The following is a 25,646-nucleotide window of genomic DNA, read 5'->3' on the forward strand; positions in this document are numbered from 1 at the left end:
TATGAGCCTTAGCGGCGTACTTCTGCGATATCCCGCGGGATAGCACTCTGCATACTGTGCCAGATCGCTCCGCTTTCTTTACCGTAATGTCTGACGACATCCATCACCTGATCGTAGCGCTCTTCGCTACGCAACGCTTCCAACCGACCGTAAAAATCCACCGCCAGCTTGCGGGCTTCCGGATTGGAAAAATAATAACGCCCTACGCGAATATACAGCCCTTTCAGGCCGTTCAGGATCAGACCATAAATCGGATTGCCAGAGGCAAAGGCCAAACCACGGAACACGTTGTAGTCAAGCTGCGCAAAAGCTTCTGCGCTATCGTCTACCGCACTTGCCTGAGTTAATACCTCACGCACTTTTTCCGGGTTATGGCGTAACGCCGTCCGAATAAAAATAGCAGCGATGTTGGTGCGCACGGCCAGCAGGTTATCGATCAGTTGCGGCACGCTATCGTGATCGAGTCGCGCCAGCGTTTCCAGAATATTGAGCCCGGAGGTTTCCCAAAAATTGTTAATCTTTGTGGGTTTCCCGTGCTGTATCGTCAGCCAGCCATCGCGGGCCAGGCGCTGAAGGACTTCACGCAGGGTCGTACGGGTCACGCCAATCAGTTCGGAAAGCTCTCTTTCCGCGGGCAAAATAGAGCCAGGAGGAAAGCGGTTATTCCATATACTTTCGATAATGTATTCTTCCGCGAATCCAGCCGGACTTTGCGCCTTTATAACCATGTGTTTGATAATCCGTAGCGGTGATTGCCGAAAAAAGCTAAGTCATAATACCAGACGAAAGAATCATGATATAGCGCCGCACTCGGGCACCGAACCCTTTCAATGAAAAATTGTGACTGCAAACCGCTCTCTCGCGGCGTAAAACAGTAGACTTCTGCCCGTTTGTAAAGTTTTTACGATATGATAAAAACCATCAAACTATTCTAACGAATAAGGATTCCTCTTCCATTATGATCGGCATGCCCCTTCACCGCGCGCTGTTAAAAAATTTCCTGGGATACGCGCCAGACTGGTACAAACTGACTATTTTTTGCTTTTTGCTGATTAATCCGCTGCTGTTCTATTTTGTCAGCCCGTTTTGGGCCGGTTGGTTACTCGTTGTGGAGTTTATTTTTACGCTAGGCATGGCGCTGAAGTGTTACCCGCTACAGCCTGGCGGCCTGCTAGCACTACAGGCCATCCTCATCGGTATGACCAGCCCGCAGCAGGTCTGGCATGAGGTCACGGGGAATATTGAAGTCCTCATGCTGCTGGTGTTTATGGTGGCAGGCATCTACTTCATGAAGCAACTGCTGCTCTTTGTGTTTACCAAATTGTTGCTGCGCATCCATTCCAAGACGCTGCTTTCGCTTGCGTTCTGTATCGCCGCTGCCTTTCTTTCCGCGTTCCTTGATGCGCTGACCGTGATTGCCGTTGTTATCAGCGTCGCTATCGGGTTTTATGGTATTTATCACCGCTTCGCTTCCCAACAGGGTGAAGACGAGGCCGATATCAGCGATGACAGCACGCTAAGCAGCGAGGAGCATCATCGTACGTTGGAACAATTCCGGGCATTCTTGCGCAGTCTGCTCATGCACGCTGGTGTCGGTACGGCATTGGGCGGCGTGATGACGATGGTTGGCGAACCTCAGAACCTGATTATCGCGAAAAGCGCCGGCTGGGATTTCGTCAGCTTCTTCCTGCACATGTCACCCGTGACCGTCCCGGTGTTTATTTGCGGTATCCTGACCTGCGTGCTGGTTGAGCGTTTTAAACTCTTCGGCTATGGCGTAGTTCTGCCAGACAACGTGCGTCGCGTGCTTGAAGATTACGATCGGGACATGACAGAAAAGCGCACGCCGCAGGATAAAACGCGTTTACTCGTGCAGGCGGTGATTGGCATCTGGCTCATCATCGCGCTGGCGTTTCATCTAGCTGAGGTCGGGTTAATTGGCCTTTCTGTAATTATTATGGCGACGACGTTCTGCGGCGTGACTGAAGAACATGCGATTGGTAAAGCGTTTCAGGATGCCATGCCGTTTACCGCATTGCTGACAGTTTTCTTTGCCATCGTCGCCGTCATTATCGATCAGCACCTATTTTCACCGATTATCCATTACGTCCTGCAATCTTCTGAAAGTGCGCAACTGACGCAGTTTTATCTGTTCAACGGCCTGCTCTCATCGATATCGGATAATGTCTTCGTTGGTTCGGTTTACATTAACGAAGCGCGCAGTGCCTTTGAGAACGGCCATATATCGCTTTCTCAGTTCGAGTTGCTCGCCGTGGCAATCAATACCGGCACCAATCTGCCTTCTGTCGCAACACCGAATGGGCAAGCCGCGTTTCTGTTCTTGCTGACATCCTCCCTGGCACCACTGATTCGTTTATCTTACGGACGCATGGTGGTGATGGCGCTGCCCTACACGATTGTGATGACGCTGGTCGGGTTGTTTTGTATTGAGTTCACGCTGGTACCGTTTACTGACTTTTTGATAAATAATCACTGGATTTCTTTGCCAGATTTGACCATATCGGGCAGTCACTCATAATCACGATCGTGTATAGTAATCGCGGCAGCGACAATTTCGGCCTTGATGATGTTATCAATACCCTTTTCGCCGCCGCAGAATGACAGAAAAGCATCAAATAAACATATCGTTACGTTTTGCACAGTGAAATGATGGCAGTGAAGTCAGAACGGTTTACACTGCTGCTTTAATCATGTTTAGCATGGAATATTTTTATGTTGCGATTTCTTAATCGTTGCTCACGCGGGCGTGGTGCGTGGCTGCTGCTAGCGTTTACTGCTTTAGTGCTGGAATTGACCGCGCTCTATTTTCAGCATGTGATGTTATTAAAACCGTGCGTGCTGTGTATCTATCAGCGCTGTGCGCTGTGGGGCGTGTTCGCGGCAGGTATTGTTGGTGCTATCGCGCCATCAACGGCGTTGCGTTACCCAGCCATCGCGCTATGGATATACAGTTCTTACGAAGGGGTCCGACTGGCATGGAAACACACGGATATTTTGTTAAATCCGTCGCCGTTTACCACCTGTGATTTCTTTGTCAGCTTCCCGTCATGGCTGCCTTTGGACAAATGGCTTCCGGCCATTTTCAATGCGACAGGTGATTGCTCAGTACGTCAGTGGGAATTCCTTTCCATGGAAATGCCACAATGGCTGCTTGGCATCTTCGCCGCTTATCTGTTGGTTGCAGTGCTGGTCTTAATCGCTCAGCCTTTCCGACCTAAGCGTCGCGACCTCTTCAGCCGCTGATCATATACCCTAAATAATTCGAGTTTCAGGACAAACGTAAACGTTTGAACAACGCAAGGCGTTGGCCCGTTAGGGCGAGGCTTATTTATAAGCCTTGTAACGCGGCAAGTGAAGAAATCCCGATGAGCTTACTCAGGTAAGTGATTCGGGTGACTGACAAACCAGCCGGAGGCTGGTTTGAACGCTGCTTGCAGCGGCCCCAAAGGGGCGAGGCACACGCAAGTGTGCCGAGTAGCGTAGCCAACGCACATGCAACTTGAAGTATGACGGGTATAGACCGAAAAGCCCGACGAAAGTCGGGCTTTTGGTAACTGTTTCTACGCTTACAGGCTTGTGCCACCTCTCACGGCTGTGGTCTGTAGATATCGCGATAATGGCCTAATCTTTCGTTAAAAAAAGGCCTTTTTTCCTGCGGGATTCTTCGTGATATTTCATCTGCATCGATCTTTTTTGCCTGACTTTCCATAAAAGCGATAGTGGAAGCCGCAAAATCGGTATACTGCTCACTGTACTCAAGAATAATTTTCTCAAAGTTAATCACATGCTCTCCCTCCTGCTGGTTACGTGGCTCTAAAATTATACAACACGCTGGCGATTGCATAGCGGAAACACTTGCTATTCCTTCTGTAGCTCATCAGAAACCAGTAAAACTTATTGCTTCCTAATACATTTCTACACACGATGAGAAAAAATGCTTAGAAAAAACAATAAATAAGTATTTCAGTCAAACTGTGTGACGAAAGTCATTATTTTACAATTTGGATTCAGACTTATTGGCTGACGGCTCATCGCCTAAAGGAAGATCAACACCATGCCGGGGCAACATTGTATCGAGCGCTTTATCAATTCCTTTTCGTGCTACTGCAGTAGGTTCATCGCTAAGTAGCGCAAAGCCGCCAACAATTATGACCGTCGTCACCACGGTTGCCAGAAGACCTGGAACGCCAGAAACCAGCCAGCGGCCCACTTTTTTCCCGAAGCCTGGCTTTTGTAGATGATCGCTATAATCTGAAGCGCGCTCACCCCATTTTAACCAAATGTCCTGTTCAAGTTTTTTAATGCGATCGGCGTAAGAAAGATCGACTCGATTACTTACTCTCGTTGTCAGCTCATCAACCATAGCCTGAGCTTTGTCACGGTAAGACTGCAAACGACCGGGGGATATAACAATGTGGTCATGAAACTGTTGCAGCTCTTTTTCTATCTGAGCTTCACTGAGCCCAAGCTCCTGCCGAGATTTAACCGCAAGTTCGTCTTTATCACCTTTATACATGGCATAGGCAATAAGCTGTTCTGGATCATTGGGGTCTTTTACAAGTTCTGAAAACACCCATCTCTTTGGTTGCTGAGACATTTTTCTTCCTGAAAACAAAAACGCCCCAATAAGGGGCGAAGTCCATGTGAAATGACGAAGTTACCCTTTTCGTACCTTGTTAAAGGCATCCTTGAATATTTCACGTCCCTGAGCCTGAGATAATACAGCACCTGTTGAACCACTTTTTACAACAGAATTAGCTGATGAAGTTATTCGTTGTGCTGCCACATCCGCAACTGCGGATCTGGAAATATTGCGAATTTCTTCAGGGCTGAGAGTTGGCATGCGATATACATTGCTCATTTTTCAACTCCTTTTAAACCTGTCACAAGTTTATCAAATGATAAAGAATTCGCATCTTTTTTATTCTATTAGTGAGTAATCAAACACTATCGCGCCCATTCCGGCTTATTCAGGATATGGTCCTGCCAGTCCACCACCTCACTCTCACGCACGGCGATATGACGCACGGAGATGCGCTCACGGTGCATGGCCGTTTTATTACCGCAGACCAGCGGGTGCCACTGCGGTAAATCTTCACGTTCATGAATCAGGCGATAAGCACAGGTCGCGGGTAGCCAGTTAAACGTCAGCAGGTTTTCACGCGTCAGCTTAATGCAGTCCGGCTCGTACTCGAAGCGTTTCTCATAGTTACGACACTGGCAGCTTTTAATATTCAGTTGATTACAGGCGACGTTAGTAAAGTAGATCTCCTCCGTATCCTCATCAATCAATTTATGCAAACAGCACTGACCGCAGCCATCGCACAGCGACTCCCATTCATCGTCAGACATCTCAGACAACGTTTTTTGCTGCCAAAAAGGGCGTTCAGTCATGTCTCTTCCCGTTACCTTAGTTGTTAAATCGATAGCGTTGTAAATAAAGATGCGTGATTCTGGCAGGCGCAGCGGGGAAATGTTGCTGCCCGTCTTCAACACGGGCAGCCAGAGGCGTTAGATAATACGCGTACTTAACGTCCGGTCATTGACCGTAATCGTCAGCATATCGCCAGACAGGATCGGACCGACCCCTTTTGGCGTACCCGTTAAAATAATATCGCCCGCGCGCAGCGTAAAGAAACGGCTCATGTAAGCAATCAGCGGCAGAATCGGCGTAATCATATCACGCGTGTTGCCCTGCTGGCGCACTTCATCATTCACTTTTACACCCAGATCGGTTTGCTGCGGATCGCCAAACTCGGCAACCGGAATGAAACCGGAGATCGGGCAAGAACCATCGAACGCTTTGGCTTTCTCCCACGGTTGCCCCGCCTTTTTAAAGTCGGACTGCAAATCACGCAGCGTCAGATCCAGTGCCACACCATAGCCCGCAATCGCCCGAGCGACGCGTTCTTCATTCGCCTGCTTTAACGGCGTACCGATCAGTACAGCCAGCTCAACTTCGTGGTGAACCGAACCCAGATTTTTGGGAATGGCAACGGGCTGGCGTAAGTCACACAGTGCGGTTTCAGGCTTGATGAATAAAACGGGCTCGCTCGGGGTCGCATTTCCCATTTCTTTGATGTGTTCTGAGTAGTTACTTCCTACGCAAACGACTTTATTTACTGGAAAATCAAGCAGCGCGCCCTGCCAGTCTCTGTGTTGATACATGGGTATTCTCCTGCCCTGTCTGTTGGATTATCGCTGCTTTCGTGGCACAGAACACGGCCAAAAGGAAAACAGCTATATAAGAACACGATGGTGCAAAACCATCGTTATATCATCGTAACGGGGGTTACCCCAATAGATTTCAGGCGAGCAAGGCAGGGGATCCGATGAGGGAGAAACGAAGTCCTATCCCATCAAAAAATCGAATCAATTAAATTGTGGCGGGATAAAGTTCAAAAGATGAATATTTATCGCGCGGAATATCCTGCAAATGGCTGAGATATTCCACGCCAAATTATGTTTTCGGCTTTATCTGAAAATGCACTTTGGTATTATTTTTTTACATTTATACCGGCGTGGTTAATAAGCTCTCGACCGGTGGAGGAACTTGCAGATAAAAACCCTGCTCCTGTAGCGCAAATTTCACTTTTTCTATATCGGCATTCGCCAGTTTTTTACGCCCATCCAGCGGTAAAAGCATGGACAAGTGCGGCGTGCCAAAACTTCTCATTAATTCTTCTGGCACGCGTGAGAAATCGTCTTTTTTTTCAACATAAAGATAGGTCTGATCGCGTTTAGCACTTCGATAGATCACACAAAACATTTTTTTTACTCTATTTGATGGGAATGCCATCTTGCCTGTATATAATTGTGACTATAACATGCTTACAGCGCTCTGGAATATCATGCCTTAAATGTTACTCTAGGGATTAAAAGATGCTGAAACTGAGTCAGGATAGATGTCACAAACGCCAATAGAGCTAAAAGGCAGCAGCTTTACCTTATCGGTTGTTCATTTGCATGATTCCCAACCCGAGGTAATTTACCAGGCACTACAGGAAAAAATAGAGCAAGCGCCTGCTTTCCTGAAAAATGCCCCCGTTGTCATTAATGTTGCTGCATTAACAGCGGAAACCGACTGGATAAAATTACAGCAGGCGATTTCATCAACCGGCCTGCATGTCGTTGGCGTCAGCGGATGCACCGACGACGTATTAAAGAAAACTATTGTGCAGGCAGGGCTTCCCCTTCTGAGCGAAGGTAAAGTACAACGCCGGGTCGTCGAGCCCGTCGCCGCCGTTCCTGCCGCAGTGAAAACGAAAGTCATCAACACCCCCGTTCGATCCGGCCAACAAATTTACGCTCGGAACTGTGACTTAATCGTCATAAGCAGCGTGAGCGCGGGTGCTGAGGTGATTGCCGATGGCAATATTCATATTTATGGCATGATGCGCGGCCGAGCCCTCGCAGGCGTTTCTGGCGATGTTCATAGCCAGATATTCTGTACGCATCTGGCCGCAGAACTGGTCTCAATTGCTGGCCGTTACTGGCTAAGCGACCAAATTCCTGAACCGTATTTTGGGCAGCCAGCACGGATTAATCTGAACCAGCTGGACAATGTTTTAACGATAAAACCTCTAGACTAGAATCTCCCAAGGAAACATTTATGGCACGCATCATTGTTGTTACATCGGGTAAAGGGGGCGTTGGCAAGACCACATCAAGCGCAGCCATTGCTACCGGTTTAGCCCAGAAAGGAAAAAAAACGGTTGTCATCGATTTTGACATTGGTCTGCGTAACCTCGACCTGATCATGGGATGCGAGCGTCGCGTAGTGTATGACTTTGTCAATGTTATTCAAGGTGATGCCACGCTGAATCAGGCACTGATCAAAGATAAGAGAACCGATAATCTCTACATTCTGCCAGCATCACAAACACGTGATAAAGATGCGTTAACGCATGAAGGCGTAGAGAAAGTGCTCAACGATCTGGGTGAGATGGAATTCGATTTTATCGTGTGTGATTCACCCGCGGGGATTGAAACCGGTGCGTTGATGGCACTCTATTTCGCAGATGAAGCGATTATCACCACCAACCCGGAAGTCTCTTCTGTTCGCGACTCCGACCGTATTCTGGGTATTCTGTCTTCTAAATCACGTCGTGCCGAGCGTTCTGAAGATCCAATCAAAGAGCATTTGCTATTGACGCGCTACAACCCAGGTCGGGTGAGCCGTGGCGATATGCTGAGTATGGAAGACGTTCTTGATATCCTGCGGATCCCGCTGGTTGGCGTAATTCCAGAAGACCAATCCGTACTCCGTGCTTCTAACCAAGGTGAACCCGTGATTCTCGATACTGAAGCCGATGCTGGTAAGGCTTACGCAGACACCGTTGAACGTCTGCTTGGCGAAGAGCGTCCTTTCCGTTTTGTTGAAGAAGAGAAGAAGGGTTTCCTTAAACGACTTTTTGGGGGATAAATTATGGCTTTACTGGACTTCTTTCTGTCCCGCAAAAAAACGACAGCCAATATTGCCAAGGAACGGCTGCAAATTATTGTCGCGGAGCGACGCCGGGGAGATAGCGAACCCCATTATCTGCCGCAATTAAAGCGAGATATTCTTGAGGTTATCTGTCGATATGTACAGATTGATCCTGAGATGGTGACCGTTCAGCTTGAGCAAAAAGGAGATGATATTTCCGTGCTTGAGTTGAACGTTACCTTACCGGAAGCGGAAGAAACGCCTAAATGATTTTTCTGCTGTAGTATCCCCTGCTTTTACGCAGGGGATATCTATTCCCGTCTTACATCAAATTAAGTGCATTTCATTTCGCAATAAACTGTATATTCAGCCAGTATTTTGTTTCTTGTTGTATTTTTTCACCGTATTCTTATCACCCTATTTGCTGCTTTTCTCATGATTGCTTCATCACAGCAAATAAGGCGTATTGATAAGACGTATTTACCGATGATTAATAATCTTGCACAATTTCACGCAGTTCATCACCATATAACTGGCCGCGCCAGCCAGACAACATTTCCGGCATTCCCGTATCTTGCCCGCTTAATTTCCAGTGCCAATTCAGCAGACGATTAATTTGGCGACGTGAGGCCAATAGCTCGGCGGATAATCCACTCTGTTCGCTCACACGCTGCACCAGTGCTTTAATATCTTTAAACACTTTTTTATAGCTGGGATAGTCGATCAAATTATTCACCGGCGGTGGGCAATCCGCATCAGCAATACCGTCCGTCTGTGCAACACAGTCCAGCAGTGTTTTGCCGTGGTAGCGGATTTCAGGGCCGCTCAGCCCCAGCGAACTCAGTTCACCCAGCGACGTCGGCAGACAACGCGCCACCTGCAACAGATTCTCTTCACGAACGACAAAATTCACCGCGCTGTCTCGCTCACGAGCTTTACGCAAACGCCACTCGGCCAGACGCTGAAGGCAAGCCAGATTCCGGCCACGCAGTTGCCAGGCGTTGCCAAATTCGCGATAGGCCAGCGCAGGTGCCAGGATATCCTGTTTACGCTGACACAGCAGGAGACATTCATCCAGCGCCGCGTTCATCCACCCTGCTGCTTGCGTATCAGCCACCAGTTGAATGGCCATCGGCAACAAATAGAACACATCGGCAGCAGCGTAATCACACTGTTTTTCGCTCAGCGGACGTGCAAGCCAGTCCGTTCTCGACTCACTTTTATCCAGCGTCACGCCCATGTAGTCGGCCACTAGCGCAGCAAAACCATACGAGAGCGGCTTACCTAAAAATGCGGCCAGAATCTGTGTATCGATGAAAGGCGTAGGCAGTGTTCCAAACGCATTGAGAAACACTTCCAGATCTTCACTGCTCGCATGCAGGAATTTAGTGACCTGTTCGTCACGCAGTAACGCCTGAAAGGGTGCCCAGTCGGTAATCGTTAGCGGGTCGATGAGTGAAAGCTGTTCGCCGTCATACAATTGAATCAACCCTAATTGCGGATAATACGTGCGGGTTCTGACGAACTCCGTGTCCAATGCCACCTGCGGAAAGCGTCGCGCCTGGGTGCAAACCTGTTGTAACCCAATGTCGGAAGTGATCAACTGATAATTCAAAACGTCATTCTCTTGGTTGTTTTTACTTTACGGTTCTGGGTCAAATCCGTATCGCCGTAAAAAAGAACGCCGGATAAACCGGCGTGAAAACATCATATCGCGTCCTGCCTCTCTCTGGCAGTCGTTTTTCGTAGAAAATCGTCAGGCGGCAGCATCTTTCTTTGCCGTTTTCTCACCGCGTAACTCGCGCCGCAGAATTTTCCCCACGTTAGATTTCGGCAAATCGTCGCAGAATTCGATCTCTTTAGGCACTTTGTAGCCAGTAAGGTTACGTCGGCAGTGAGTAATGAGTTCCTCTTTCGTTAACGCGTTGTCGCGTCTGACGACAAAGGCTTTGACTGCTTCACCGGAGACCTCATTCTCCACCCCAACCACCGCGGATTCAGACACGTTGGGATGACGGCTGATCACATCTTCAATTTCGGTCGGATAGACGTTAAAGCCGGAAACCAGAATCATGTCTTTCTTACGGTCGATGACTCGCAGGAATCCCTCATCATCGGACGTGACAATATCACCCGTTGCCAGCCAGCCATCTTTTAACACTTCATCCGTAGCGGCAGGCTGCTGCCAGTACCCTAACATCACCTGCGGCCCACGCACCCACAGCTCACCGGATTCCCCCGGACCTGCGTCGTTACCATTATCATCAATGATTCTGACATCCGTTGATGGCATCGGTAGCCCAATACTGCCGCTGTAATGCTTCAGATCGTACGGGTTGCCCGATACGACCGGAGAACTCTCTGTCAACCCGTAGCCTTCGAGCAGATGTTTACCGGTCAATTTTTCCCAGCGCTCGGCCACCGACTGCTGTACTGACGCGCCGCCTCCCGCGGACAGCCGCAGTGCCGAAAAATCCAATTCGTGGAATTCTTTATTGTTGAGCAACGCGTTAAATAACGTATTCACGCCAGTGATTGCGGTAAATGGATACTGTTTCAGCTCTTTCACCACCGCTGGAATATCGCGGGGGTTAGTAATCAGGAGATTCTTCCCACCGAGTTCAAAGAACAGCAGCCCATTCACCATCAACGCATAGATGTGATACAGCGGGAGTGCGGTCACTACCAGTTCAGTTCCTTCACGCAAAACAGCACCGTATGCGCCTTTACACTGCTCAAGATTCGCCAACATATTGCGGTGTGTGAGCATGGCGCCTTTAGCGACGCCCGTGGTACCGCCGGTATATTGCAGAAATGCCAAATCGGAGTTGATCATATCGGGACGAATATACTGCTGGCGGCGCCCTTCCTGCAAAACACGACGAAATGATATCGCATCCGGCAGATGGTATTTAGGCACCAGCCGCTTAATGTACTTCACCACGAAGTTGACCAACGTCCCTTTTGCCGTAGAGAGCTGGTCACCCATGCGGGTCAGGATGACGTGCTTCACTGCCGTGTTATGGACAATTTTTTCCAACGTATGCGCAAAGTTAGATACGATAACAATCGTACTGGCGCCGCTGTCTTTTAGCTGATGTTCCAGCTCACGCGGCGTATACAGTGGGTTAACGTTGACAACCACCATACCCGCACGCAACACGCCAAATAGCGCAACGGGATATTGCAGCAAATTGGGCATCATCAATGCTACGCGATCGCCTTTCTGCAATTTAAGCTGATTTTGCAAATAGGCCGCAAATGCTCGGCTCCGCTCTTCCAACTTGCGAAACGTCATCACTTCACCCATGTTGACGAACGCGGGCCGATCGGCATAGCGCTTCACGCCATTTTCAAACATGTCAATCAACGACGAATAGCGATCCGGATCGATTTCCGCCGGCACATCCGCCGGATAGCGTGATAACCAAATTTTTTCCAAGACGTCACTCCCGAGATATTTTTTTAGTGGCATCGTTGTCACCCTCAGAGGCTTATCGTTATTAACATTATTTTAACCCGACCTACCAGTTAACGAACAAACAATGTTCAGGTTGCGAGAACGATCACTAATTTATTCTTTATTCAAAAAAAATCAGGCAACCTGCGTCGCCTGATTTCTTCACACCGAACTAAATAATTTTAGAATCTACCCCATAGGGCGTTATTGGCGCAGTCAGTTTGGACACGGACAGCGCGGAAAAACCGGAGCGTACACGTAGTACGTGAGGATTTTGAGCACTGCCCAGGTTCAAAATGACAAGTAAAATAGCCCTACTCTTATTCTGTCACGACATTCTCAATCCGTGCCGGACCAGGCCAACTGCCGTCAAATCCCCACCCTGAGCCCCAGCCGTAGCCGTAACCTGCTCGCCATCCCCACGGGCCATAGCCATAGCCGCCGGGTGGTGTTATCAGACGCTGTACGACATTCCAGCGTTTGTAGCCTTGCGCGTCGATCACAACATAACGATAGGGTTTATCACCAATAGCGCCCTGTTCGGTGCCGACAATTGGCCCGACAACGGTGACCAGTTGATCTTTAAAATCGACAGGTTCCAGAAAGCGATTCACATAGGCGATAAAGCGCCCTTCTGACGGCATATCCAGCAGCGGTTTCGCGCCGCTATCCAGCGGCATGCTGGCAATTTCCAACCGCGTTTTATTCGCTTCATTGCGGATGCTAACCACCCGTCCGCCAAAACGTGATTCCTGACCGATATAAATCTGCGGCGCATTCATCACACGCACCAAATCGTCCTGCGGCGTTGGCGACGTGCCTTTAATGGCATCCGGCACCGTGACACAGCCAGAAAGCAGCAGCGCTGTCGCAACCACTATACAGAAGCGTGTTTTTTTCTGATTTATACGCATTTTTTTCATGTGCACAACCATGACACAATCTCCGTCTCAGATATCTGATAGTTAGACTGCTTAGCATCAAATAAGTTGCTGTTTATACACGTCATACTTCAAGCCTGACAGGCATTCGGACTACTCGCGTCCGGGCAATTTCTTCCAGGTCACTTCATTACGCAGGTAGCGCGGTTGCGCATTTTCAACGCTGACCGCTTTTCCTGCCTGCCAGAGCTGACAGGCCAACGGCAGCATGTCCTGCGCCTGCGGCAGCAGCACGTCACCCTTCGCTAATACCAGTGAGGAATGGCTGACCAGTTCAGGATAGGTTTCCCATCCGGTGCCTACCGTGGCCCATTCACCTGACAGCGCGGCAGTTAACACCTGCACCTGTTCAGGTTGCAATACGGCCTCCTCAGACTCGCCCTGCCAGCTACCGTCAGCGTTACGCTGATAGCAGCCCCAGTACACTTCACCCATCCGCGCATCAATGGCCGCCAGCACCTGCGTTGCCTGCGTTAGACGGAAAGCTCCCTGTGCCATCGTCGCCAGTGACGAGATGCCAAGCAGCGGTAAATCCGCTCCCAGCGCCAGCCCTTGGGCAATACCGATGCCAATTCGCACGCCGGTAAAACTTCCCGGTCCCTGACCAAAGGCCAGCGCATCAAGATCCTTGAGCGTCAGGCCGCTGTCGGCCAACACCTGCTGAACCATCGGCAGAATACGTTGTGTGTGTTCACGGGGACAAATTTCGAACAGAGAATGAATTTCACCTTCATTCCAGAGCGCGACGGAACAGGCTTCCGTTGCGGTATCAAGCGCTAGAATTCGCGTAGACATGCCAACCTCAGGCAGGATAAATAAATCTTAATGGACCGTATCATAGCATAAGCCCCTGTCGTGCCGCAGCCCTTCCCACCACCAGTCAGAACCATGCAGCAATCACCAGTTGGGAATTATGTGTTACTCGTCAGGAAAGTAATCGCCTGCTCAATATCGCGAGTACGCGGCGTCGGCGGCAGGCTGTTAAGGAACACGGCACCATACGGACGCATCACCAGTCGATTATCGCAAATCACAATCACACCGCGATCCTCAACGTCACGGATGAGGCGGCCCACGCCTTGCTTCAGGGTAATCACCGCATCAGGAACCTGCACATCGTCGAAAGGCTCGCCGCCACGCAGGCGGCAGTCTTCAATACGCGCCTTCAGCAGCGGATCGTCCGGCGAGGTAAATGGCAGTTTATCGATAATGACGCAGGAGAGCGTATCGCCACGCACATCCACGCCTTCCCAGAAGCTACTGGTCGCCACCAGCAAGGCATTACCTGCCGCCACAAACTGCGACAGCAATTGCGCCTTGCCAGTTTCACCCTGTAACAGCACCGGTAGCGTCAGCGTGGCGCGGAATTCGGCTGCCAAATCGCGCATCATCTGATGCGAGGTACACAGCATAAAGCAGCGTCCCTGATTCGCCTCAATCAACGGCCGCAGCATCGCCGCCAGCCTTTTCGCCGCACCGGGACGATTGGTTTCCGGCAAATTGCGGGGGACGCAGAGCAGCGCCTGATTGGCATAATCAAACGGGCTGGGTAACAGGAGCGTGTTCGCGTTATCCAGCCCCAGCCTATCGGTGAAGTGGAAAAGTTGATCGTTAACAGACAGGGTCGCGGAGGTAAACACCCAGGCCGCAGGCTTCTCTTTTATCAGTTCACGAAAGCGATCGGAGACGGACAGCGGCGTCAGCGCCAACACGAAATGACGTGAATTACATTCATACCAGTAGCTGTAACCCGGTAACTGCACGTCTTTCAGCCGTTTCAGGCGGTTGCGATAGAGCGTGGCGCGCTCAAAAGCGGCATCCAGCAACGCTGAACGCCCGAGCGACAGTTTCGCGACGTCGTAACACAGCTCCAGCGCATCATCCAGCAGCACCAACGCACGCTGAAGCGACGGCTGTTCGAGTACATCACGCAGATTACCGCGAAACCCCGGATCGCCGAGCGCCAGCCGAAAATCCTGCGTACTCTGCGTCAGGCGATCGGCACTTTTTTGCAATTGAGAAGCGTCACGCACTTCGGTGCGGTAAGCAATGATGATGTCTTTCGCCAGATCCAGCAGTTGGCGGCTGGAAAGCTGCTGGCCAAAATATTGGCTGGCGATATCGGGAATCTGGTGGGCTTCATCGAAAATGACGACGTCACTTTCTGGGATCAGCTCGGCAAAACCGCTCTCCTTCACCACCATATCGGCCAGATAGAGATGATGGTTGACCACCACGATGTCGGCATCCATCGCTTTACGCCGCGCTTTCACCACGAAGCACTCTTTATAGTGCGGACAGTCGCTGCCCAGACAGTTATCGTTGGTGCTGGTCACTAACGGCCAGATCGCGCTGTCTTCTGCCACGCCTGAACAGGTCGTGACATCGCCTTCCGTCGTTTCCGACGACCAGCCACGCAGCCGAACCAGCTCGCTCAGCGTTTCACCGGGTAAATCACCGCCGCCGAGCGATTGCTGTTCAAGCCGTTCCAGACAGAGGTAGTTCGAGCGACCTTTCAGCAGCGCTACTTTGCCTTTGTACTTCAGCGCTTGCGCGATCGTCGGTAAATCGCGGCTATAGAGCTGATCCTGTAGCGCTTTCGAACCGGTTGAAATGATGACTTTTTTATCTGAACGCAGGGCGGGCGCAAGGTAGGCATAGGTTTTACCAGTTCCGGTTCCCGCTTCCACCACTAGCGCTGTTTTATCGTCGATGGCCCGCATGACGGCCTGCGCCATCTGCCGCTGTGGTTCACGCGGCTTGAAGCCGGTGATCGCTTTGGCCAGCACGCCGTCATTAGCAAAATCATCAATTACACGATCGTTCGTCACGCCTGCTCTCTTGTTCAAGGGAATGCTTTTACTCGTCATACTTCAAGTTGCGTGTGCGTTGGCTGCGCTCGATCACCCGAATCACTTACCTGAGTAAGCTCATCGGGATTCCCTCGCTTGCCGCCGTCCTGAAACTTGAATTATTTAGAGTAAATTTGTAAGCCGCTAACCGTTTCAGGTCGTGGCAAAATATCGCGCTGATTATGCCAAGAGTCACCCGACGCTACCACCTTAAATCAGGAAAGCGTGCCGCAACCTGCTGTGTTAGGCTTGGCGGCTGGTATTGATGTCATTATTTTAACTATTCCCACCATTTTTAATTATCCTCACAATGGAGACCCCCCACCTCATGGCAATCACACGAATGAATCCTGAAGCCCGCTGGTCAGACGCCGTCATCCACAACAACACGCTCTATTACACCAGCGTGCCAGAAAATCTGGATGATGACGCACAGGCGCAAACGGAAAACGCGCTGGCCGCGTTAGATGCGATTCTGAAACAGGCGGGAACGGATAAGAGCAAACTGTTGGACGTGACGATTTTTCTCGTCGATGCGGATGATTTTTCTGCAATGAACGCCGCGTGGGATGCCTGGGTCGTGCCAGGCAGCGCGCCTGTGCGCTGCACCGTGCAGGCTAAGCTGATGCACCCGAAATTCAAAGTCGAAATCAAAGCGATTGCGGCAATATAAGCTATCGTCTTAGATAATCTGAAGAGGAAGAAAGGTGGTTACTGCTCTTCCTCTTCTTCCCCATCGTCAAAATCGTGCTCTTCGTCGCTGTCATTAAATTCGTCATCCTCTTCGTCAAACATCATCGCGACGGTGTCACCTTGATGATTCTGACGGATCTCCGCAGCAACCAGTGCTATCGCCTGGCCGCTGCTCATGCCCTCAGACATGAGTTCCTGAATACGCTCTACGGCATCTTGTTGCTGCTTGTGCGTCAGCGCGGGCATACCTGCAATCATGATATTTTCCTAGTTGGTAAATTCGCCTGTATCATCGCACGCCCGCTTCGGCATACACCAGCATTTCCGCTTTGTGGTACGCTGTGGTCAGTAAAATCGACACGCTATCGACACAACCACACAGTGAACACAACACGAAAAACATGACTGCCGCCAATACGACTCACGTACCTAACGCAAGCGATTCAACCACCGCAACGGGCTCCGCCGTTATCTATCACGCGCTGCCTTACTACCCGACGGTGCTGCTCGATCGCTTTGCGCCCTTTTCCCAACAGCCGTGGGCGATGTTGCTGCATTCCGGGTTTGCCGATCATCCGCATAATCGCTTCGATATTATGGTCGCTGACCCGCGAGTTACGCTTTGCACACGCGGAGGCAAAACGGAAATCATACGTGACGGCGTCACGAATACCGTAGAAGGCGATCCGTTTACCTTATTGCAAGAGCAGCTTGATTCACTCGCGTTGCCCGCGGAAACACATCCTGATTTCCCTTTTCAGGGGGGCGCACTTGGCCTGTTCGGCTATGATCTGGGGCGTCAGATTGAAACGCTGCCCGCACAGGCCGAGCAAGATATCGATTTGCCGGATATGGCGGTGGGTCTATACGACTGGGCGCTGGTTGCCGACCACCATCGGCAGACGTTAACGCTGATCGTACATCATTCCCTTCAGGCAAAGCTCGACGGGCTAGCGACTCCGCCCGTTAACGCCCCAAAAGCCGATTTCAGCCTTACCAGTAGTTGGCAGCCGAATATGTCACGCGAGGCGTACGGCGAAAAATTCCGCAAAATACAGGACTACCTTTTGGCGGGAGACTGCTATCAGGTCAATCTGGCACAGCGTTTTTCCGCGACTTACGATGGTGATGAATGGCAGGCATTTTTACGATTGTCAGCGGGCAATAAAGCGCCCTTTTCCGCTTTTCTGCGCCTGCCGGAAAATGCCGTCATCAGTGTATCGCCGGAACGTTTTCTCTGGCTGGAAAATCACCGCATTCAAACGCGCCCGATTAAAGGCACACTGCCGCGTCTCGCCCACCCGAATGCCGATAAACAACAGGCGGTGCGGCTCGCTAATTCGGAAAAAGATCGCTCAGAAAACCTGATGATTGTCGATCTTCTGCGTAACGACATCGGTCGCGTCGCGGTACCGGGCAGCGTCCGCGTGCCGGAACTGTTCGTCGTCGAACCTTTCCCCGCCGTGCACCATCTGGTCAGCACCATTGAAGCACAGCTACCGGATGATTGCCCTGCAACCACGCTATTACGCGCCTGTTTCCCCGGCGGCTCAATTACCGGCGCACCCAAAATCCGCGCCATGCAGATTATTGAAGAACTGGAACCCCAGCGCCGCAATGCCTACTGCGGCAGCGTCGGCTACATCAGCCTGTGCGGCACTATGGATACTAATATCACCATCAGGACGTTACTCACCGAACGCGGCAGAATTTACTGCTGTGCGGGCGGCGGCATCGTCGCCGACAGTCAGGAACAGGCTGAATATCAGGAAACGTTTGATAAAGTGGGTCGCATCCTTCCACTGCTGGATGGATCCCAGACAATTCAGGTACCGAATAAATGAGTGAGATCGCCTTGCCACCAACGGCTTTTGCGCTGAACGACTTTATTACGCGCTTTCAGTTACAGCTTCCGCCATCGCTGCGGCCTGTGCACCAGTTGCGTCAGGCTGCGGTTCTGGTGCCGATTATTTGTCACTCTACCCCCACGCTGTTATTGACCCGACGTTCTGCTTATCTCCGTAAACATGCTGGACAAGTCGCATTCCCCGGCGGTGTAGCAGACAATACGGATCGCTCAATCATCGAAACGGCGCTGCGTGAAGCACAGGAAGAAGTGGCTATCCCACCGGAAAATGTAAAGGTTTTGGGCGTTCTCCCACCGTTGGATAGTGCCAGCGGTTTTCAAGTCACGCCTGTCGTCGGACTGATAGACGCACATACGCGCTTTCATCCCAATGAAGCTGAAGTCGCCGAGCTGTTTGAAATGCCACTGGATGAGGCTTTTGCGTTAACACGCTATTACCCGCTGGATATTAAGTACAAACAGCAGCAGCACAGGGTTTATCTCTCTTGGTATCAGCAACAATTTGTTTGGGGGCTGACTGCCGCTATCATCCACCAGCTCGCCTTACAGATTTCCGACAGGCCCTAGGCTCAAGGCCGCGTTCAGCGGCTTTTAGCTCACCACTTCTTTTCTTTCACTAAATATCCTTATTTAAAACGAGGATTTTACGATTAAAAAGCATCCGCTTATATCATTTACAATGACTTAGATCGTATTTAGGATAAGTTAAATTATGTGATGACATAAGTTTATTTCATGCGAAAAAGAAAACCATACGACATATTCCACACTACAATAGCGCGATTTGACGAGTTTTATTCTAATCTTGGGGTATATATCCACTAGAATTCAGGTCATGTCTCGCTGAAACCGAAATCATTAGATAATTCGCAGCATAACTATCTGATTATGATGAAGGAACCGGATGCAGGCGGTCGGGTAATAAGAGTGGGTACGACCCTGAGTCTTTGAGGAGTTTCGCGTGATAAGCGTTTTCGACATGTTTAAGATCGGTATTGGCCCCTCTAGCTCTCATACGGTTGGACCGATGAAAGCCGGTAAGCAATTTGTCGATGAATTGATCACCCAGGATCGGCTAACCGCCACCACGCGCATTGCCGTCGATGTGTATGGCTCGCTGTCGCTGACGGGTAAAGGCCACCATACGGATATCGCTATCATTATGGGTCTGGCGGGCAACATGCCGGATACCGTTGATATTGATACCATTCCCAGTTTCATCCGCGATGTTGAGCAACGCGAACGCCTGCTGCTGGCTAACGGGCAGCACGAGGTCGATTTCCCACGCGAAGGCGGTATGGTTTTCCGCAGTGAAAATCTGCCGCTGCACGAAAACGGCATGACTATCACTGCCTTTGCCGGCAATAAAGAAATTTATAGCAAAACCTATTATTCCATCGGCGGTGGCTTCATCGTTGATGCAGAGAATTTTGGCAAAGACAGCCCCACTGATGTATGCGTTCCCTATACGTTCAATTCCGCCAAAGAGATGCTGGATCACTGCAAACAGAGTGGCCTGTCGCTTTCTGGGATGGTGATGCGTAACGAGCTGGCGCTGCACAGCCGTCAGGACATTGACGCTTACTTTGCCGATATCTGGCAGACAATGCGTGCCTGTATCGATCGCGGCATGAACACCGAAGGTGTTTTACCCGGCCCGTTACGCGTGCCAAGGCGTGCCTCTGCGCTGCGCCGTATGCTGGTGTCTTCCGATAAGTTGTCCAACGACCCGATGAACGTGGTGGATTGGGTCAATATGTTCGCGCTGGCGGTGAATGAAGAGAACGCCGCAGGTGGCCGAGTGGTTACCGCGCCAACGAACGGCGCATGCGGCATCGTCCCGGCTGTCCTTGCTTATTACGACCACTTCATCGAGCCCGTTAGCCCGACCATTTATATTCGTTACTTCCTCGCAGCAGGCGCGGTAGGCATTCTGTACAAAATGAACGCTTCCATCTCCGGTGCTGAGGTAGGCTGTCAGGGTGAAGTGGGCGTCGCCTGCTCCATGGCCGCCGCTGGACTGGCAGAGCTGATGGGTGCAAGCCCGGAGCAGGTTTGCGTCGCCGCTGAGATCGGCATGGAACACAATCTGGGCTTAACCTGCGATCCGGTCGCTGGCCAAGTACAGGTTCCGTGCATCGAACGTAACGCGATTGCTTCCGTTAAGGCGATTAACGCCGCCCGTATGGCGACACGCCGCACCAGCGAAGCACGCGTCTCACTGGATAAGGTGATTGAAACCATGTACGAAACGGGTAAAGACATGAACGCTAAATACCGCGAAACCTCACGGGGCGGACTGGCGATCAAAGTACAGTGTGATTAAAAAGCCGTGTGATTAGCCCGCACCCCTTCGCTTTTTCTTTCCACCGATTAAAAAGCCCCGCCACATTGGCGGGGCTTCATTTTGTCATCTACTTACGCAGAACGGCTTACGCGTCTTCATCCTCTTCCCGATCGATGATGCGTTCTACACGCACCAGTTCAATACGGTATTCGGACACCTCGATGATATGGAAGCGCAGGTTGTACAACTCGATGATGGCACCGACTTTCGGGAACTCATCACTATGTGCCAACAGCATCCCCGCCAGTGAAGCGTACTCTTCCTTCGGATCAACCAGCTCGCTGCTATCCACCACCTGTTGCAACGCGTGTAGATCCGTTCCGCCTTTCACCAACCAGCCTTCGCCGTCTGGGATGATATCCAGCGTTTCGTCTTCATCCGGGAACTCACCCGCAATCGCTTCCAGCACGTCCAGTGGCGTGACCAACCCTTGCACTACGCCAAATTCGTTGGCGATGATGACCAGGCTACCTTTCGCACGACGCAGAACGGGCAGCAGGTTAATCACATCCAGCGTTTCCGGCACGACGATTGGCGGGTTAGCCGCAGCAAAGCTTTCCACATCGGTCTGCGTTTCCAGCGCCACCAGCAGATCCTTGGCACGAACGACGCCGATAAGCTCATCCAGCGAGCCACGACAGATTGGGAACAGGCTGTGAGGCGTATCGAGCAATTGCATACGGATCTGTTCGACAGAACTTGCACTATCTACCCAGGAAATTTCAGTACGCGGCGTCATCACGCTGCGCAGCGAACGCGAGGCTAACGTCAGCACACCGCTGATCATATTGCGCTCTTCTTCAGCGAATTCCTCTGTAGTGAGTTTCTTCTGCGCTTCATCCGCATCCACGTCGTCCGTGTTTTTCCGTGAGCCCATCAAGCGCAAAATAGCCTCTGCGGTACGTTCACGCAAAGGACGGTGCGACTGGTGCTTCATAAAGTTATGACGGGCAATTTGGTTAAACATTTCGATCAGGATAGAGAAACCAATCGCAGCGTACAGATAGCCTTTCGGGATGTGGAAGCCAAGACCTTCCGCCATCAGGCTCAGACCAATCATCAGCAAGAAGCTGAGACACAGAACAACCACCGTTGGGTGCTGGTTGACGAAGTTGGTCAATGGTTTAGAGGCAATTAGCATGACGCCCATTGCGATGATCACCGCCGTCATCATGACGCCCAGATTATCCACCATGCCTACCGCGGTAATCACAGCATCCAGAGAGAACACGGCATCCAGCACGACGATCTGTGCCACAACAGCCCAAAAACTGGCATGAGCGCGATTGCCGTTGCCGTCGTGCGTTTTATTCTCTAGACGTTCATGTAGCTCCATCGTGGCTTTGAACAAGAGGAACACACCGCCGAACAGCAAAATCAGGTCACGGCCCGAGAAACTGAAATCACCAACGCTAAACAGCGGACGCGTCAGTGTGACCATCCAGGAAATCAAAGACAACAGCCCCAGACGCATTAACAGCGCCAAGCTTAAACCGATAATGCGGGCTTTATCTCGCTGTTTGGGGGGTAATTTATCCGCCAAAATGGCGATAAACACCAAATTGTCGATACCCAGAACAATTTCCAGAACCACCAGCGTCAATAAACCTGCCCAGATTGAAGGATCTAGCAAAAATTCCATGTCAGACTCCAGAAAATGAACGAGCAGATGACATCAATGCATGAGCCGCATTGAATGGTAATAAAAAGAGTTGGTGTGAATCAGAGAGATTCTGAATGGGGTCTGAGTGACCAGCTGAGTACAGAAAACCGCCAGCATTAGCGGGAAAACAGAGAACGTTTTGTCGGTGACAGTCCATGGGAAGGGCTGATGCCCGGTGCTCCTAAGCAATTTAAGGGACGTTTACTCTAACAGGTTGTTACCAATTTTCACAAAGAATTTCTTAGACCAGATTCGCATTGATAACACGCCTAAATTTTCCCATTCAGCGCCCTTTTAGCCCTTGGTTTAACTGGTCAGCATTAGAGCATCATCACACTATTTATTTTTTCGATAAGTAAAATAAATCTGTCAGTCACGATTTCTCGCCTGACAACCTGGAGGAATACACTGAATGTCATGAATCCACGGTAAAATTTTTTCTTGCAGCCATACTAATACCGCGACGGTTAACGTTCAGTTTGTGAACGCTGACTCGGTTCCTGACACATTGACTCTTTTTTGATCGTGAACGTGAGGAGGTAGCAAGTGAGTATTGCCATCATGTTATGCACTCACGGCGCCACTGCGGGACCGCTGTTAAAGACAGCAGAAATGATTCTTGGCGAGCAAAGTAATGTCGCCTGGATTGATTTTGTTCCTGGAGAAAACGCCGAAACATTGATAGAAAAATATCAGGAAAAGCTCACGCAGTTAGACACATCACAAGGCGTGCTGTTTCTCGTTGATACCTGGGGCGGCAGCCCATTCAACGCCGCCAGCCGCCTCGTCACCCACAAAGAAAACCATGATGTTATCGCTGGCGTGAATATTCCCATGCTAGCGGAAACCTTTATGGCTCGGGATGATAATCCGTCCTTTTCCGATCTGGTTTCTATTGCATTGGAAGCCGGCAGAGATGGCGTAAAAGCGCTAAAACATCAGGAAGCCGCCAAAGCCACGTCCCCTTCTTCTCCACCGCCCCCAAAAACCAACGCCATCCCCACACCGGCAGGACCCGGCGAACACATGAAGATTGGGCTGGCTCGTATCGACGACCGTCTGATCCATGGTCAGGTCGCCACCCGCTGGACGAAAGAAACCAATGTTTCGCGCATTATTGTTGTCAGCGATGAAGTCGCCGCCGATCACGTGCGTAAAACGTTGCTGACTCAGGTCGCGCCGCCGGGCGTTACCGCGCACGTCGTGGATGTGGCAAAAGCCGTTCGTGTTTATGACAACCCGAAATATGCCGCCGACCGCGTGATGCTGTTGTTCACCAATCCGACGGATGTATTAACGCTGATCGAAAATGGCGTAAATATCACCTCGGTCAATATTGGTGGGATGGCATTCAAACAGGGGAAAACGCAGGTCAATAATGCCGTCTCTATCGATGAAAAGGATATTGCGGCATTCCGTGAATTAGATAAACGCGGTATTGAATTGGAGGTTCGTAAAGTATCAACCGATTCCCAGATTAAAATGATGGACTTGATTAACAAAATGCCGCGTTGATACCTATCGTGCTACGACGGTTATTAACGCTACTGTCACCATCAATAATAGTTTTATAGACCTGACGATTTTCAAGATAGGTATTTATGTCGATATTAAAAAGCTTTACGTCGATATTGAAAACTTTACGTTGACCTTGAAAAACAACGGGGATGGCGATTTATTTTTACTCAGACACATTTTATAGGAGAAGTACGATGGAAATTACCACACTTCAAATTGTGCTGATATTTCTCGTCGCATGTGTTTCGGGGATGGGTTCGATTCTTGATGAATTCCAGTTCCACCGTCCACTCGTCGCTTGTACGCTGATTGGCGCAGTATTAGGTGATTTAAAAACTGGGATCATTATTGGCGGTACGCTTGAAATGATCGCGTTAGGCTGGATGAACATCGGTGCAGCTGTAGCACCCGATGCGGCGCTGGCGTCCATTATCTCAACCATTCTGGTTATTGCTGGCGGTCAGGGGATCGGCGCCGGGATTGCTCTGGCCATTCCGCTCGCTGCCGCTGGGCAAGTCTTAACCATCATTGTTCGTACCATCACGGTTGCGTTCCAGCATGCGGCAGACAGCGCGGCAGAGCGAGGTAATCTGACGGCTATCAGTTGGATTCACGTTTCTGCCTTGCTGCTTCAAGCCATGCGTATCGCGATTCCTGCGGTAATCGTTGCCGTTTCCGTTGGCACCGACGCCGTTCATGCGCTGCTGAACTCCATCCCAGACGTTGTCACTAACGGCTTGAATATCGCCGGTGGGATGATCGTCGTCGTCGGTTACGCGATGGTCATCAACATGATGCGCGCGGGTTACCTGATGCCGTTCTTCTATCTTGGTTTCGTTACCGCCGCCTTCACTGAGTTCAATCTGGTGGCGCTGGGCGTAATCGGTATTGTGATGGCGGTGCTGTATATCCAACTCAGCCCGAAATATAACAAGGTTCAAGGCCAGCCTGTTTCATCAGGCAACAACAACCTTGATAACGAACTGGATTAACAGGAGTGAGAAAAATGGTCGAAAATACGAATGTTAAAAAACTCACTGACGGCGACATCCGCGCGGTGTTTATCCGTTCCAACCTGTTTCAAGGCTCCTGGAACTTTGAACGTATGCAGGCGCTTGGCTTCTGTTTTTCCATGGTGCCAGTGATTCGTCGTCTTTATCCTGAAAATTCAGAAGAGCGTAAACAAGCAATCAAGCGCCATCTGGAGTTCTTCAATACGCAGCCTTTTGTTGCCGCTCCGATACTCGGCGTAACGATGGCGATGGAGGAGCAACGCGCGAACGGCGCGCCCATTGACGATGCAGCAATAAACGGCCTGAAAGTCGGGCTGATGGGGCCACTGGCTGGCGTCGGCGACCCGATCTTCTGGGGTACCGCCCGTCCGGTATTCGCTGCGCTAGGCGCAGGGATTGCCATGAGCGGCAGCCTGTTGGGGCCAGTGCTCTTTTTCGTCCTGTTTAACCTGGTTCGCCTGCTGGTGCGTTACTATGGCGTCGCCTACGGCTACCGCAAAGGGATCGATATCGTCAGCGACATGGGCGGTGGTTTCCTGCAAAAAATGACCGAAGCAGCCTCTATCCTCGGCCTGTTCGTCATGGGGGCATTGGTCAATAAATGGACTCACGTCAACATCCCGATGGTGGTGTCGACAGTGACGAATCAGAGCGGGGAAACCACAGTGACCACCGTTCAATCCATCCTTGACCAGCTTATGCCGGGGCTCGTTCCACTACTGCTGACGTTCGGCTGTATGTGGCTGTTACGGCGCAAGGTAAATGCGCTGTGGCTGATTATGGGCTTCTTCGCTATTGGTATCTTCGGGTACTGGATCGGTCTGCTCGGCGTGTAATGTTCAA

At 50.7% G+C, this 25,646-nt stretch carries 26 protein-coding genes; 12 read left to right on the plus strand and 14 right to left on the minus strand.

Going from position 1 to position 25,646, the window contains the following annotated elements; genetic code table 11:
- Positions 1 to 8: 8 nt before the first annotated feature.
- The gene (fadR, locus tag DMB82_RS11220) at positions 9 to 728 is read right to left on the minus strand and encodes a fatty acid metabolism transcriptional regulator FadR (RefSeq protein WP_102117582.1); all 720 of its coding nucleotides are present in this window, start codon (positions 726 to 728) and stop codon (positions 9 to 11) included.
- A gap of 230 nt (positions 729 to 958) precedes the next feature.
- Here fadR and nhaB point away from each other — a divergent pair, with 230 nt between their 5' ends.
- Both nhaB and dsbB read left to right on the plus strand, forming a co-directional pair.
- The gene (gene nhaB / locus DMB82_RS11225; RefSeq protein WP_102117581.1) at positions 959 to 2,539 is read left to right on the plus strand and encodes a sodium/proton antiporter NhaB; all 1,581 of its coding nucleotides are present in this window, start codon (positions 959 to 961) and stop codon (positions 2,537 to 2,539) included.
- Between the two features lie 194 nt (positions 2,540 to 2,733).
- Positions 2,734 to 3,264, plus strand: a complete 531-nt coding sequence (gene dsbB / locus DMB82_RS11230) for a disulfide bond formation protein DsbB (RefSeq protein WP_116162286.1) — start codon at positions 2,734 to 2,736, stop codon at positions 3,262 to 3,264.
- A gap of 343 nt (positions 3,265 to 3,607) precedes the next feature.
- Here dsbB and DMB82_RS11235 read toward each other — a convergent pair whose 3' ends face one another.
- From DMB82_RS11235 to DMB82_RS11260, 6 genes are all read right to left on the minus strand, one after another.
- Positions 3,608 to 3,805, minus strand: coding sequence for a DNA polymerase III subunit theta (locus tag DMB82_RS11235; RefSeq protein WP_102117674.1), 198 nt, complete (start codon positions 3,803 to 3,805; stop codon positions 3,608 to 3,610).
- Between the two features lie 210 nt (positions 3,806 to 4,015).
- Positions 4,016 to 4,618, minus strand: a complete 603-nt coding sequence (locus tag DMB82_RS11240) for a hypothetical protein (RefSeq protein ID WP_116155821.1) — start codon at positions 4,616 to 4,618, stop codon at positions 4,016 to 4,018.
- Between the two features lie 60 nt (positions 4,619 to 4,678).
- The gene (locus DMB82_RS11245) at positions 4,679 to 4,882 is read right to left on the minus strand and encodes a hypothetical protein (protein ID WP_080726787.1); all 204 of its coding nucleotides are present in this window, start codon (positions 4,880 to 4,882) and stop codon (positions 4,679 to 4,681) included.
- 86 nt (positions 4,883 to 4,968) lie between these two features.
- Positions 4,969 to 5,415 carry a YcgN family cysteine cluster protein gene (locus DMB82_RS11250; RefSeq protein WP_116155820.1) on the minus strand — a complete coding sequence of 149 codons (447 nt, stop codon included), beginning with the start codon at positions 5,413 to 5,415 and terminating at the stop codon, positions 4,969 to 4,971.
- Between the two features lie 117 nt (positions 5,416 to 5,532).
- A complete protein-coding gene (locus tag DMB82_RS11255) occupies positions 5,533 to 6,189 on the minus strand; it encodes a fumarylacetoacetate hydrolase family protein (protein ID WP_010295272.1) in 657 nt (218 codons plus the stop codon).
- Between the two features lie 343 nt (positions 6,190 to 6,532).
- A complete protein-coding gene (locus tag DMB82_RS11260) occupies positions 6,533 to 6,790 on the minus strand; it encodes a YcgL domain-containing protein (protein ID WP_102117577.1) in 258 nt (85 codons plus the stop codon).
- Between the two features lie 136 nt (positions 6,791 to 6,926).
- On the opposite strand from DMB82_RS11260, the gene minC reads away from it, so the two are divergent.
- Genes minC through minE form a run of 3 tightly spaced genes read left to right on the plus strand, consistent with a single transcriptional unit; the run spans position 6,927 to position 8,719 of the window.
- Entirely contained in the window at positions 6,927 to 7,613 is a 687-nt protein-coding gene (gene minC, locus DMB82_RS11265; protein ID WP_102117576.1) for a septum site-determining protein MinC, read from the plus strand.
- A gap of 20 nt (positions 7,614 to 7,633) precedes the next feature.
- The gene (minD, locus tag DMB82_RS11270) at positions 7,634 to 8,446 is read left to right on the plus strand and encodes a septum site-determining protein MinD (protein ID WP_102117575.1); all 813 of its coding nucleotides are present in this window, start codon (positions 7,634 to 7,636) and stop codon (positions 8,444 to 8,446) included.
- A gap of 3 nt (positions 8,447 to 8,449) precedes the next feature.
- Complete coding sequence (gene minE, locus DMB82_RS11275) at positions 8,450 to 8,719, plus strand: cell division topological specificity factor MinE (protein ID WP_005968801.1); 270 nt, start codon at positions 8,450 to 8,452, stop codon at positions 8,717 to 8,719.
- Between the two features lie 220 nt (positions 8,720 to 8,939).
- On the opposite strand, the gene rnd is transcribed toward minE, so the two are convergent.
- From rnd to DMB82_RS11300, 5 genes are all read right to left on the minus strand, one after another.
- On the minus strand, positions 8,940 to 10,064 hold the full coding sequence (rnd, locus tag DMB82_RS11280) for a ribonuclease D (RefSeq protein ID WP_102117574.1): 1,125 nt from the start codon (positions 10,062 to 10,064) through the stop codon (positions 8,940 to 8,942).
- A gap of 141 nt (positions 10,065 to 10,205) precedes the next feature.
- Complete coding sequence (fadD, locus tag DMB82_RS11285; RefSeq protein WP_125176087.1) at positions 10,206 to 11,891, minus strand: long-chain-fatty-acid--CoA ligase FadD; 1,686 nt, start codon at positions 11,889 to 11,891, stop codon at positions 10,206 to 10,208.
- A gap of 338 nt (positions 11,892 to 12,229) precedes the next feature.
- Positions 12,230 to 12,832, minus strand: a complete 603-nt coding sequence (locus DMB82_RS11290; RefSeq protein ID WP_276530364.1) for a Slp family lipoprotein — start codon at positions 12,830 to 12,832, stop codon at positions 12,230 to 12,232.
- A 111-nt stretch (positions 12,833 to 12,943) separates the two neighbouring features.
- On the minus strand, positions 12,944 to 13,645 hold the full coding sequence (tsaB, locus tag DMB82_RS11295; RefSeq protein ID WP_116162292.1) for a tRNA (adenosine(37)-N6)-threonylcarbamoyltransferase complex dimerization subunit type 1 TsaB: 702 nt from the start codon (positions 13,643 to 13,645) through the stop codon (positions 12,944 to 12,946).
- A 116-nt stretch (positions 13,646 to 13,761) separates the two neighbouring features.
- Positions 13,762 to 15,681 carry a DNA repair helicase YoaA gene (locus DMB82_RS11300; protein ID WP_478212265.1) on the minus strand — a complete coding sequence of 640 codons (1,920 nt, stop codon included), beginning with the start codon at positions 15,679 to 15,681 and terminating at the stop codon, positions 13,762 to 13,764.
- A gap of 349 nt (positions 15,682 to 16,030) precedes the next feature.
- On the opposite strand from DMB82_RS11300, the gene DMB82_RS11305 reads away from it, so the two are divergent.
- Complete coding sequence (locus DMB82_RS11305) at positions 16,031 to 16,375, plus strand: RidA family protein (RefSeq protein WP_102117569.1); 345 nt, start codon at positions 16,031 to 16,033, stop codon at positions 16,373 to 16,375.
- Positions 16,376 to 16,413: 38 nt separating this feature from the next.
- Here DMB82_RS11305 and DMB82_RS11310 read toward each other — a convergent pair whose 3' ends face one another.
- On the minus strand, positions 16,414 to 16,653 hold the full coding sequence (locus tag DMB82_RS11310) for a YoaH family protein (protein ID WP_102117568.1): 240 nt from the start codon (positions 16,651 to 16,653) through the stop codon (positions 16,414 to 16,416).
- A gap of 143 nt (positions 16,654 to 16,796) precedes the next feature.
- Here DMB82_RS11310 and pabB point away from each other — a divergent pair, with 143 nt between their 5' ends.
- The 3 genes from pabB (at position 16,797) to DMB82_RS11325 (ending at position 20,588) form a co-directional block, all read left to right on the plus strand.
- Positions 16,797 to 18,239 (plus strand): aminodeoxychorismate synthase component 1, encoded by a 1,443-nt coding sequence (pabB, locus tag DMB82_RS11315; protein ID WP_116162296.1) that lies wholly within the window; start codon positions 16,797 to 16,799, stop codon positions 18,237 to 18,239.
- Complete coding sequence (locus tag DMB82_RS11320) at positions 18,236 to 18,829, plus strand: CoA pyrophosphatase (protein WP_102117566.1); 594 nt, start codon at positions 18,236 to 18,238, stop codon at positions 18,827 to 18,829. The genes pabB and DMB82_RS11320 overlap by 4 nt, the downstream gene beginning before the upstream one ends.
- A gap of 394 nt (positions 18,830 to 19,223) precedes the next feature.
- Positions 19,224 to 20,588, plus strand: a complete 1,365-nt coding sequence (locus DMB82_RS11325; RefSeq protein ID WP_102117565.1) for an L-serine ammonia-lyase — start codon at positions 19,224 to 19,226, stop codon at positions 20,586 to 20,588.
- Positions 20,589 to 20,694: 106 nt separating this feature from the next.
- On the opposite strand, the gene DMB82_RS11330 is transcribed toward DMB82_RS11325, so the two are convergent.
- Positions 20,695 to 22,251 carry a TerC family protein gene (locus DMB82_RS11330; RefSeq protein ID WP_116162298.1) on the minus strand — a complete coding sequence of 519 codons (1,557 nt, stop codon included), beginning with the start codon at positions 22,249 to 22,251 and terminating at the stop codon, positions 20,695 to 20,697.
- A 567-nt stretch (positions 22,252 to 22,818) separates the two neighbouring features.
- Between DMB82_RS11330 and manX the strand changes: the two genes are divergently transcribed.
- The 3 genes from manX (at position 22,819) to DMB82_RS11345 (ending at position 25,639) form a co-directional block, all read left to right on the plus strand.
- The gene (gene manX, locus DMB82_RS11335) at positions 22,819 to 23,787 is read left to right on the plus strand and encodes a PTS mannose transporter subunit IIAB (RefSeq protein WP_116155813.1); all 969 of its coding nucleotides are present in this window, start codon (positions 22,819 to 22,821) and stop codon (positions 23,785 to 23,787) included.
- A 197-nt stretch (positions 23,788 to 23,984) separates the two neighbouring features.
- The gene (locus DMB82_RS11340) at positions 23,985 to 24,782 is read left to right on the plus strand and encodes a PTS mannose/fructose/sorbose transporter subunit IIC (protein ID WP_102117562.1); all 798 of its coding nucleotides are present in this window, start codon (positions 23,985 to 23,987) and stop codon (positions 24,780 to 24,782) included.
- 14 nt (positions 24,783 to 24,796) lie between these two features.
- Positions 24,797 to 25,639, plus strand: a complete 843-nt coding sequence (locus DMB82_RS11345) for a PTS mannose transporter subunit IID (protein WP_102117561.1) — start codon at positions 24,797 to 24,799, stop codon at positions 25,637 to 25,639.
- The last annotated feature ends 7 nt before the right edge of the window (positions 25,640 to 25,646 follow it).

Origin of the sequence: Pectobacterium aquaticum, from assembly GCF_003382565.3 — a bacterium.
GTDB lineage: Bacteria > Pseudomonadota > Gammaproteobacteria > Enterobacterales > Enterobacteriaceae > Pectobacterium > Pectobacterium aquaticum.

Bases quoted from the DNA above. Each gene is read 5' to 3' on its own strand.
- minD (WP_102117575.1), top strand. From the start codon at position 7,634: ATGGCACGCATCATTGTTGTTACATCGGGTAAAGGGGGCGTTGGCAAG.
- DMB82_RS11255 (WP_010295272.1), bottom strand. From the start codon at position 6,189: ATGTATCAACACAGAGACTGGCAGGGCGCGCTGCTTGATTTTCCAGTA.
- DMB82_RS11260 (WP_102117577.1), bottom strand. From the start codon at position 6,790: ATGTTTTGTGTGATCTATCGAAGTGCTAAACGCGATCAGACCTATCTT.
- DMB82_RS11320 (WP_102117566.1), top strand. From the start codon at position 18,236: ATGAGTGAGATCGCCTTGCCACCAACGGCTTTTGCGCTGAACGACTTT.
- DMB82_RS11240 (WP_116155821.1), bottom strand. From the start codon at position 4,618: ATGTCTCAGCAACCAAAGAGATGGGTGTTTTCAGAACTTGTAAAAGAC.
- fadR (WP_102117582.1), bottom strand. From the start codon at position 728: ATGGTTATAAAGGCGCAAAGTCCGGCTGGATTCGCGGAAGAATACATT.
- DMB82_RS11330 (WP_116162298.1), bottom strand. From the start codon at position 22,251: ATGGAATTTTTGCTAGATCCTTCAATCTGGGCAGGTTTATTGACGCTG.
- DMB82_RS11290 (WP_276530364.1), bottom strand. From the start codon at position 12,832: ATGAAAAAAATGCGTATAAATCAGAAAAAAACACGCTTCTGTATAGTG.
- tsaB (WP_116162292.1), bottom strand. From the start codon at position 13,645: ATGTCTACGCGAATTCTAGCGCTTGATACCGCAACGGAAGCCTGTTCC.
- nhaB (WP_102117581.1), top strand. From the start codon at position 959: ATGATCGGCATGCCCCTTCACCGCGCGCTGTTAAAAAATTTCCTGGGA.
- DMB82_RS11250 (WP_116155820.1), bottom strand. From the start codon at position 5,415: ATGACTGAACGCCCTTTTTGGCAGCAAAAAACGTTGTCTGAGATGTCT.
- DMB82_RS11340 (WP_102117562.1), top strand. From the start codon at position 23,985: ATGGAAATTACCACACTTCAAATTGTGCTGATATTTCTCGTCGCATGT.
- DMB82_RS11310 (WP_102117568.1), bottom strand. From the start codon at position 16,653: ATGATTGCAGGTATGCCCGCGCTGACGCACAAGCAGCAACAAGATGCC.
- DMB82_RS11245 (WP_080726787.1), bottom strand. From the start codon at position 4,882: ATGAGCAATGTATATCGCATGCCAACTCTCAGCCCTGAAGAAATTCGC.
- dsbB (WP_116162286.1), top strand. From the start codon at position 2,734: ATGTTGCGATTTCTTAATCGTTGCTCACGCGGGCGTGGTGCGTGGCTG.
- minE (WP_005968801.1), top strand. From the start codon at position 8,450: ATGGCTTTACTGGACTTCTTTCTGTCCCGCAAAAAAACGACAGCCAAT.
- DMB82_RS11345 (WP_102117561.1), top strand. From the start codon at position 24,797: ATGGTCGAAAATACGAATGTTAAAAAACTCACTGACGGCGACATCCGC.
- minC (WP_102117576.1), top strand. From the start codon at position 6,927: ATGTCACAAACGCCAATAGAGCTAAAAGGCAGCAGCTTTACCTTATCG.
- pabB (WP_116162296.1), top strand. From the start codon at position 16,797: ATGACTGCCGCCAATACGACTCACGTACCTAACGCAAGCGATTCAACC.
- DMB82_RS11305 (WP_102117569.1), top strand. From the start codon at position 16,031: ATGGCAATCACACGAATGAATCCTGAAGCCCGCTGGTCAGACGCCGTC.